At 69.8% G+C, this 2208-nt stretch carries 1 protein-coding gene and 1 pseudogene; both read left to right on the forward strand.

Annotation, left to right across the window (positions count from 1 at the left end):
- Positions 1 to 161: 161 nt before the first annotated feature.
- Positions 162 to 1853 (forward strand): putative porin, encoded by a 1692-nt coding sequence (locus tag FKP22_RS27930; protein WP_170201137.1) that lies wholly within the window; start codon positions 162 to 164, stop codon positions 1851 to 1853.
- A gap of 2 nt (positions 1854 to 1855) precedes the next feature.
- Positions 1856 to 2208, forward strand: a pseudogene (locus FKP22_RS27935) (hypothetical protein); the annotation flags it as partial.

The raw sequence follows: 2208 nt of genomic DNA on the forward strand, positions 1-2208 counted from the left end.
GCTGGGAAGCCGACGGCGGCACCCCCGCGCTGAAGACCGCGCTGGACGCCAGCGCCGAAGCGCTGCGCCTGCCGGTGCCGCCGGCTGTGGCCCAACCGATGCGCTTTCGCCTGACCGTGCGCGCCGGTGCGTGAGAACAACCCATGTCTTTCGAGAACCCCATGACCCGAATCTCCTTCCGCCTCGCGCCGCTGGCCCTGGCCTTGCTGGCTGCGCTGCCGCAGGCCCATGCCGACACGGCGCCCACCACCAGCGAAGCTGCCGCACTGGGCGAGTTGAAAGCCACCACGCTGGCGCTGATCGACGCGCTGGTCGAACAAGGCCTGCTGACCCGCGCCAAGGCCGATGAGCTGCTGCGCAGGGCCAAGGCTGCTGGCGATGCGGTGGCCGCCGGTAGCCCGGCACCGCTGCCGGCCGAGACCGGCTGGGGCGCGCCGCGCTCGGTGGTGCGCGTGCCTTACCTGAGCGACAGCACGCGCGCCAGGATCAAGGACGAGGTGCGCAACGAGGTGCTGATCGCCGCACGCGAAGAAGGCTGGACCGACGGCCGCCGCCTGCCGGGCTGGCTGCGCTCGGTGTCGATTGACGGCGACATCCGCGTGCGTGCACAGGACGAGATGTTCGCCAACGACAACGTCGCGCCCGAGATCTTCCACGCCCAGACCGACTCGCCCGCCTGGGCGCCAGACCTGACCAACACCCGCAATGATCGCCAGCGCGCCACGCTGCGCGCCCGCGTCGGCTTCCATGCCAAGGCCAGCGACAGCTTCAGCGGCACCGTGCGCCTGGCGACCGGCAGCACGACGGGCAGCCCCACCTCCGAGTCGGTCACCGCCGGCAATGACGGCAACCGGTTCAGCATTGGCGTGGACCGCGCTTCGGTGCGCTGGGAGCCGCTGCAGGGCAATCGGCTGGACGCCGGTCGCATGGGCGTGCCGTTCGATGGCAGCGACCTGACTTGGCCGGACGACATGGGCCTGGACGGCCTGGCCGGCCACGGCGAGCTGGACATGGCCAGCGGCCTGTACGGCTTTGCCACCGCGGGCGGCTTCGCGCTGTCCGAGTTCGCCAACAGCCAGAAGGACAAGGCGCTGGTCGGCGGCCAGCTGGGCCTGGACTGGGCGTTTGGCGACGCCTGGCAGCTGCGCGTGGCCGCAGGCGCCTACAACTTCCGCAACGTGCAGGGCGTGCGCGAAAACGAGCTGCCGCCCACCGGTGCGCTGGCCGGCGTTGCGCCGTACCAGAACAGCGCCTACCCGGCGGCCATCCGGCAGAAGGGCAACACGCTGATCAACCTCAACGCGCCCACCTCGACCGCCGCGCCGGTCTGGGGCCTGGCCTCGCGCTTCAAGCCTGTGGACCTGAGCCTGAGCCTCACCGCGCGCCACTACAACCCCTACGAAGTCAACTTCTCGTTCCATGTGGTGAAGAACACCGGCTTCGACAACGATGACATCCAGCGCCGCGCCGGCACCACCGCGGTGGCCGACCTGAAGGACAAGACGCTGGGCTACCAGGCCAGGCTGCAGTTCGGCCATGCCAAGCTGATCGAGCCCGGCCAGTGGCAGGTCTTCGCGGCCTTCCGCCATTTGGAGCGCGACGCCTGGATCGATGCCTACACCGACACCACCTGGCACCTGGGCGGCACCAACTACAAGGGCTTCAGCGTCGGCGGCCAGTACGCCTTCGACAACAAGGCCACGCTGGGCCTGCGCTTCACCAGCACCCGCAACCTGGACGACAACGTGCGCTTCCTGAGCATCCCCGGCGACCCCAGCTCGATCAGCGGCAACCTCAGCAGCGCGCCGCTGAAGATCGACGTGTTGCAGCTCGAAACCAACCTGAAGTTCTGAGCATGCAATCAGGTCTCTCAATGATCCGCTGCGCCGCACTGGCCGTGCTCTGCAGCGTTGCGCTGGCCCACGCCGCAGACGGTGGCGACAAGCGGCTTGCCCAGGCCAAGGAAGTCGCCCGCGCCGCCCAGGCCGCGCTTCAGCAAGCCCAGCAGGAGCGCGACACGCTGCGCCAGCAGCAGGCCACCGACAAGGCCGAGAAGGAACAGCTGGCCCAGCGGCTGTCCCGCGCCGAAGGGGCGGCGCGCGGCGAACAGGCCGCCAAGGTCCAACAAGCGCAGGCACTGACGGTCGCGCAGGCCGAGCTGGCGCAGTTGCGCACCGAGCTGGCAGCCGAACATCAGCGTCGCGAGCG

It is taken from the genome of Ideonella azotifigens (genome assembly GCF_006519715.1).
In the GTDB taxonomy this organism is placed as follows: domain Bacteria; phylum Pseudomonadota; class Gammaproteobacteria; order Burkholderiales; family Burkholderiaceae_C; genus Ideonella; species Ideonella azotifigens.

Coding starts and splice junctions, on each gene's coding strand:
- FKP22_RS27930 (WP_170201137.1), top strand. CDS start 162: ATGACCCGAATCTCCTTCCGCCTCGCGCCGCTGGCCCTGGCCTTGCTG.